Here is a 6,826-nt window from a genome sequence, read left to right on the forward strand (position 1 = left end):
CCTCGGCGCGGTGCCGATGCGACGGCTCCCCGCCGCTCCGCCGGTGCGCTCCCTGCGGCTCACCGGCCGGGGCCGGCTGCTCGCTCTCCGGCGGATGCGGCTCGGCCGGAACGTCGATGATCGAGCGGTCCTCACCGTCGCCGTGATCCACTTCGGCGTAGTCCTCGTCGGGGACCTCTTCGACGTCCTCGGCATCGACACGGCTGATGCTGACCCTGCGCCCGGCTGCGTCGCCGCGCGGTGTCCACGACCCGGCCGCCCTGCTGCGGTCGGCCTCGATCGCGTGCCGGTGCGACAGGTCGGCATCGAAGAGGAACTCGAGGTTGATCCGCAGCGAAGCCAGCTCGGCACGCAGCGCGGCGACCTCGTCGGCCTGCTGCGCGCTCAGCTCCGCGACCAACTCCCGGCGCAGCTGCGATTCGACCGACAACTCGTACTCGCGGCGCGCCGATATCTCCCGGTCGAGTTGCAGGTCGTAGACCAACTTCAGATCGCGCACCTTGGCCTGGTCGCTGTCGCTCTGACGCCGGTACACCACTGACACGAACGCGGCCACCACCGCCGCCCACAGCGCGAGAATGACTGCGAGCTTGAGCAGTTCGACCCGATCGGTGAAAACCAGCGCCGAACTCGCCACGATGGCGAGCACCAGCAACGCCGTCATCAGATACCAACCAGGCCGGCGTCCGCCGCGGCGGAGCCGGGCGCCGCGGGTCGGATCGGTCATGGGCCGACTGTACCCGCCACAGGTCGGCAAGCGTGTCGACCCGGACGGCGATTCGGCCTGCTGAGCGACTTGTTCGGTCAGTCCACGGCCGGTTCGGCGTCGTCGAGCGGGTCGTCGGGCGATTTGCAGCAATGCTCAAGCCACAGCGCCGCGACCACCAGCGCCAGGGCGCACAGCGCGGCCACGATGGCACCGGGGGTGTCCTCGGCGGCCACCCGCAGCTCGGAGCGCCGGGGCACCAGATAGGCCACCACACCCAACCACCAGCCCAGCACCACACCGCCCATCCACGCCGAGGCCTTGGCGATCACCACCGAGCGGGCCACCGCAAGCGGATGCAGGCGGCCCCCGCCGACGCCGACCTCACCGTCGCGGATGCGGGCCCGGACCAGGAACCCCCAGCCACCGATCGCCGCGGCCACCCCGAGGAGCGAAACTCCGGTCCACAGCGTGATCGGCGGGAACCACCGGTACACCACACGCACCAGCAGATAGCCGAGCACCCCGGCGAGCACGACGGCCAGCGCGAGGTCGCGCTTGCGGGTCAACCCCATCAGCGACCGTCCCCGGTCCGCAGTGAGCGACCGGTCGTCCGCACACCGGCGCGTTCCTGCGGGTCGAGGCCGACCAGCACGTCGGCAACCCGGGTCGGCTCGCCGCCGACGGTCAGGGTGGCGTCCGGGTCGACGGCAAGCCACGGCACCAGCACGAAGGCCCGCAGATGTGCGCGCGGGTGGGGCAGGGTCAGCTCAGGGTCGTCGCTGATCACCTCGCCGGACGCACCGCGACAGCTGATCAGGTCGACGTCCAGGGTCCTGGGCCCCCACCTGAGGTCGCGCACCCGGCGCGCCGCCGCCTCGAACCGGTGCGCGGTGTCCAGCCAACAGCGCTCATCGGCGGCGGGATCGGCCGCCAGGATCACCGCGTTGAGGAAGGGGTCCTGCTCGACACCGCCCCACGCGTCGGTTTCGTACACCGGCGAGACGGCGACCACCGCAGCACCGAGCCCGTCCACCACCGACTGCAGGTGAGCCATCCGGTCGCCGATGTTGGACCCGACGGACAGCACCACTGAGGTCATCGACGCCTCACCCGCCCACGCCTGGCCGGTCAGCGCGGCGCGAGCGGCGCGCCACCACGGCGACGTCGGCGAAGTCCAGCGGGATCGGCGCAGCCGGTTTGTGGACCACCACCTCGACGGCATACACCCGCTCGTCGGTCATCACGTCCTCGGCGATCAGTCCGGCCACCGTTTCGATGAGCCGGCGCGGCGGGCCGGCGACGATGTCGGCCGCGCGCTGCGCCAGACCCCCGTAGTCGAGGGTGTCGGCGAGGTCGTCACTGGCCGCCGCCGCACGCAGATCGATCCACACGGTGATGTCCACGACGAAATCCTGGCCGTCGCGCCGCTCGTGGTCGAAGACGCCATGGTTACCGCGAACCGTCAAGCCGCGCAACTCGATCCGGTCAGCCACTGGCCTGCTCCCCCAGCCCGGCCTGCGCCAGTCGCCATGCGTCGACCACCGCCAGAGCATCCACCGAAGCCCTGACGTCGTGCACCCGAACGCCCCACACACGGTGCCATCCGGCCAGCGCGGAGATCACCGCGGTGGCGGTCTCGCGCCCGTCGGGTGGTCGTGGCTCGCCCGCCGAGTCTGCGAGCAGGGCGCCCAGGAACCGTTTGCGCGAGGCGCCCACCAGCACCGGGATGCCCGTCTCGACCAGCTGCGGCAGTGCCCCCAGCAGCGCCCAGTTGTGTTCGGCGGTCTTGGCGAATCCCAGTCCCGGGTCGATGATCAGGTTCGCCGGGTCGACCCCGGCGCGCACCGCGGTGTCCACTCCGGCGAGAAGTTCGTCACGGACCTCGGTGACGACGTCGCCGTATCCGGGCACATCATGGGGTCGCCGGTCGCCGACCGAGCGCCAGTGCATCAGCACCCACGGAACCCCGGCGTCGGCGATCACCCGCACCATGTCAGGGTCGGCCCGACCGCCGGACACATCGTTGACGATGCGCGCCCCGCTCTCCAGCGCCGCTCGCGCCACATCGGCGTGCATGGTGTCGATGCTGATCGTGATCCCTTGCTGGGCAAGCTGTTCGACCACCGGAAGTACCCGGGAAAGTTCGACCTGGGAGTCGATGCGGCTAGCGCCGGGCCGGGTCGACTCGCCGCCGACGTCCACGATCGCCGCCCCCTGACCGGCCAGCTCGACACCGTGCTCGACGGCGCGGTCACGGTCGAGGAACAGGCCTCCGTCGGAGAACGAGTCATCGGTGACGTTGACGACCCCCATCACCTGCACGCCGGTCGGTGTGGTGGGCGGAAGACTGGCCGGGGTCACTTTCTCAAGATCAGATCCAGGGCTTCGGCGCGGGACGCCTTGTCGGTCTTGAACTGTCCGCGAACCGCAGACGTGGTGGTCACCGCGCCGGGCTTGCGGATCCCCCGCATGGCCATGCACAGGTGCTCGGCCTCGACCACGACGATCGCTCCGCGCGGACCCAGCTTGCGCATCAGCGCGTCGGCGATCTGCGCGGTCAGCCGCTCCTGCACCTGCGGGCGCTTGGCGTACAGGTCGACCACCCTGGCCAGCTTCGAGAGCCCGGTCACCCGGCCGTCGGTCCCGGGGATGTAACCGACGTGGGCCACCCCGTGGAACGGCACCAGATGATGCTCACAGGTCGAGTACATCGGGATGTCCTTGACCAGCACCATCTCATCGTGGTCTTCCTCGAACGTGGTGTTGAGCACGTCGTCGGGATCGGTGTAGAGACCGGCGAAGATCTCCCGGTAGGCCCGCGCGACCCGCGCCGGGGTGTCCAGCAGGCCCGGACGGTCCGGGTTCTCACCGACGGCTATCAGGAGTTCGCGCACGGCAGCCTCGGCGCGGGCCTGGTCGAAAGCCGGGGGGGTGAGCGTGGCCGTGTTGTTGTGCGACCGCGTCATCGAAGTCTCTCCGTTTCAGTGATCAGCCGACAGGTCAGCCGCGGTGCGACGAGCCCTCGCCGCCGCCGTCGCGGCCGGACTCCTCCGACGGGTCCGCTCCCGGCCCACCGTGCTGAGGCTGTCCGGGCTGGGGATGCTGCTGATACGGGGGGTATCCCGGATACGACGGCGGGCCCTGCTGCCATCCCGGCGGGGGCGGCGGCGGATACCAGTATCCGGGCGGCGGCTGCTGTTGCGAGCCGCCTTCGTGACGACCACCAGCGCTGTCCCGGGGCGGCCAACCCGGCGCGTGCCAGCCTGCCGGGGCGCCGTAATCGGGCTGCTTGGGTCCGTTCTCCGGCGCCCTTCCCGAAGACCCGTTGGGGCCGGCGCCGTTGGCGCCGTTGGCGCCGTTGGTGCCGTTGCGGTGGGCGGCCTCGGCCGCGGCCCGCGAGGCCTGCGCGATCGCGGTCTTGAACGCCGGCTCCGGCGCCGGCTTCGGCCACGGTTCGCCGCGCTCGATCGCCAGCTCGCCCGGGGTCTTGATCGGGGGCTTGTCCGAGGGCACCCGGCCACCGAAGTCGTCGAACATGGTCAGCCGGGGTCGCTTCTTCACATCGCCGAAGATCGCCTCGAGTTCGACCCGGTGCAGGGTCTCCTTCTCCAGCAGCTGACCCGCCAAGGTGTCCAGCACATCGCGGTACTCGGTGAGGATCTCCCAGGCCTCGGTGTGGGCGGCCTCGATCAGCTTGCGGATCTCGTCGTCGATGTCGCGGGCCACCTCGTGGCTGTAGTCGGCCTGGGTGCCCATCGTGCGGCCCAGGAACGGGTCGCCGTGCTCGGTGCCGTAGCGCACCGCGCCCAGTTTGGAGCTCATGCCGTACTCGGTGACCATCGCCCGGGCGATCTTGGTGGCCTGGTCGATGTCGGACGACGCGCCGGTGGTGGGCTCGCGGAAGACCAGTTCCTCGGCCGCCCGGCCGCCCATCGCGAAGACCAGTCGCGCGATCATCTCCGAGCGGGTCATCAGACCCTTGTCGTCCTCGGGCACCGCCATCGCGTGACCACCGGTGCGGCCGCGGGCCAGGATCGTCACCTTGTAGATCGGCTCGATGTCGGGCATCGCCCACGCCGCCAGCGTGTGACCGCCCTCGTGATAGGCGGTGATCTTCTTCTCGTGCTCACTGATGATGCGGCTCTTGCGGCGCGGCCCGCCGACGACACGGTCCACGGCCTCTTCGAGCGCGGGCCCGGTGATGATGGTCCCGTTCTCGCGGGCGGTGAGCAGCGCCGCCTCGTTGATCACGTTGGCCAGGTCGGCACCGGACATCCCGACGGTGCGCTTGGCCAGGCCCTCCAGGTCGGCGTCCTCGGCCATCGGCTTGCCCTGCGAGTGCACCTTCAACACCGCGCGACGGCCGGCCAGGTCCGGGGCGGAGACCGGGATCTGCCGGTCGAAGCGGCCCGGGCGGAGCAGAGCCGGGTCCAGGATGTCGGGCCGGTTGGTGGCCGCGATCAGGATGACGCCCTGCCGGTCGCCGAACCCGTCCATCTCGACGAGGAGCTGGTTGAGCGTCTGTTCGCGCTCGTCGTGGCCGCCGCCCATGCCGGCGCCGCGCTGGCGCCCGACGGCGTCGATCTCGTCGACGAAGATGATGCACGGACTGTTCTGCTTGGCCTGCTCGAACATGTCCCGCACCCGGGAGGCGCCGACGCCGACGAACATCTCGACGAAGTCCGAACCCGAGATGGTGAAGAACGGAACGCCGGCCTCGCCCGCCACGGCACGCGCCAGCAGCGTCTTGCCGGTACCGGGCGGGCCGAACAGCAGCACACCGCGCGGGATCTTCGCGCCCAGAGCCTGGTAGCGGCTGGGGTTCTGCAGGAAGTCCTTGATCTCGTAGAGCTCTTCGACCGCCTCGTCGGCGCCGGCCACGTCGGCGAAGGTCGTCTTGGGCATGTCCTTGGACAGCTGCTTGGCCTTGGACTTACCGAAGCCGAAGCCCATCCGTCCACCGGACTGCATCCGGGAGAACATCACGAACAACCCGACGAGCAGCAGCAGCGGCAGCATGTAGATCAGCAGGGTGCCGAGCATGCTGCTCTGGTTGACCACCGTGTTGACCTTGGCGCCCTTGGCCTCGAGCGCCTCGAACAGGGTGACCCCGTACCCGGTCGGGTACTTGGTGATGATCTTGGTGCTGTCCTCGGTGTCGCCGTTGCCGTTCTTCAGCTCGAGGCGAAGTTGTTGCTCGCGGTCGTCGATCTGCGCGCTGTTGACGTTGTCGCTGCTGATCTGTGCCATCGCGACGGACGTGTCGACGTTCGTGTACTCGCGGGTGTCGTCGCTGAGGCGGAAGAACAACCAGCCGAGCAGCAGCACGACGGCGATCACCGTCAGGGTGCGGATCACATTCTTGCGGTTCATATGAGTGTGTGGTTCATCGATTCCTGGCGCCGGCGGGGCGGAACCGTCGACCAAATCCTTCCAATACGCGCAGCTGGAATAGTCAAGGCTACCGCTTGACCACGCTAGAGGAACGTTCGGCAGTTCCCAGATGTGCCCGCCACGCCCCGACGGCCGTCCAGCGGGGGCTCCGACCAGCTCAGCGCGGCATGGTTGGGTGTCCACCATGCGGTCGAGAATGATGACCACCAACGGCGTCACGCTGCGGGTGACCGAGGCCGGTGAACCCGGGGCGCCGGTGGTGGTCTTGTGCCACGGCTTCCCCGAAGTGGCCTTCTCGTGGCGCCACCAGGTCCGCGCGCTGGCCGACGCCGGCTATCACGTGCTGGCCCCCGACCAACGCGGTTACGGCGGCTCGGACAAGCCGGTGGACGTCGAGGCCTACACGGTGGCCGAGCTGTCCGCCGACGTGGTGGGCCTGCTCGACGCCGTCGGCGCCGAACAGGCGGCGCTGGTCGGACACGACTTCGGCGCGGTCGTCGCCTGGGCAGCGCCGCTGCTGCACCCCGACCGGTTCTGCGCGGTGGCCGGGCTGAGCCTGCCGCCGGTGCCCCGCCCCACGGTGCCCACGACGCAGGCGTTCCGCCGCCTGTTCGGCGACCGGTTCTTCTACATCCTGTACTTCCAGCAGGTCGGCCCGGCCGACACCGAACTGGCCGCCGACCCGGCCACCACGTTCCGGCGCCTGTTCGCGTCCGCCCGGCC

8 protein-coding genes are annotated in these 6,826 nt (G+C 70.1%); 1 reads left to right on the forward strand and 7 read right to left on the reverse strand.

Annotated features, from left to right (window positions below):
• From ACXAID_RS26345 to ftsH, 7 genes are all read right to left on the reverse strand, one after another.
• A partial coding sequence (locus ACXAID_RS26345) for a DUF6779 domain-containing protein (RefSeq protein WP_475025128.1) occupies positions 1-727 on the reverse strand: 727 nt, incomplete at its 3' end.
• A gap of 77 nt (positions 728-804) precedes the next feature.
• Complete coding sequence (locus tag ACXAID_RS26350; protein ID WP_475025129.1) at positions 805-1,281, reverse strand: DUF3180 domain-containing protein; 477 nt, start codon at positions 1,279-1,281, stop codon at positions 805-807.
• Complete coding sequence (gene folK / locus ACXAID_RS26355; protein WP_475025130.1) at positions 1,281-1,808, reverse strand: 2-amino-4-hydroxy-6-hydroxymethyldihydropteridine diphosphokinase; 528 nt, start codon at positions 1,806-1,808, stop codon at positions 1,281-1,283. The genes ACXAID_RS26350 and folK overlap by 1 nt, the downstream gene beginning before the upstream one ends.
• Before the next feature lie 7 nt (positions 1,809-1,815).
• The gene (gene folB, locus ACXAID_RS26360) at positions 1,816-2,202 is read right to left on the reverse strand and encodes a dihydroneopterin aldolase (protein ID WP_475025131.1); all 387 of its coding nucleotides are present in this window, start codon (positions 2,200-2,202) and stop codon (positions 1,816-1,818) included.
• Positions 2,195-3,022: a dihydropteroate synthase gene (gene folP, locus ACXAID_RS26365; protein WP_475025135.1), complete on the reverse strand. Its 828-nt coding sequence runs from the start codon at positions 3,020-3,022 to the stop codon at positions 2,195-2,197. The genes folB and folP overlap by 8 nt, the downstream gene beginning before the upstream one ends.
• A gap of 44 nt (positions 3,023-3,066) precedes the next feature.
• Positions 3,067-3,675, reverse strand: a complete 609-nt coding sequence (gene folE, locus ACXAID_RS26370) for a GTP cyclohydrolase I FolE (RefSeq protein ID WP_475025132.1) — start codon at positions 3,673-3,675, stop codon at positions 3,067-3,069.
• Positions 3,676-3,709: 34 nt separating this feature from the next.
• The gene (gene ftsH / locus ACXAID_RS26375; RefSeq protein ID WP_475025133.1) at positions 3,710-6,082 is read right to left on the reverse strand and encodes an ATP-dependent zinc metalloprotease FtsH; all 2,373 of its coding nucleotides are present in this window, start codon (positions 6,080-6,082) and stop codon (positions 3,710-3,712) included.
• 205 nt (positions 6,083-6,287) lie between these two features.
• On the opposite strand from ftsH, the gene ACXAID_RS26380 reads away from it, so the two are divergent.
• The coding region (locus ACXAID_RS26380; RefSeq protein ID WP_475025134.1) for an alpha/beta fold hydrolase at positions 6,288-6,826 on the forward strand (539 nt) is incomplete at its 3' end.

It is taken from the genome of Mycobacterium sp. ABE4_509, assembly GCF_056160785.1.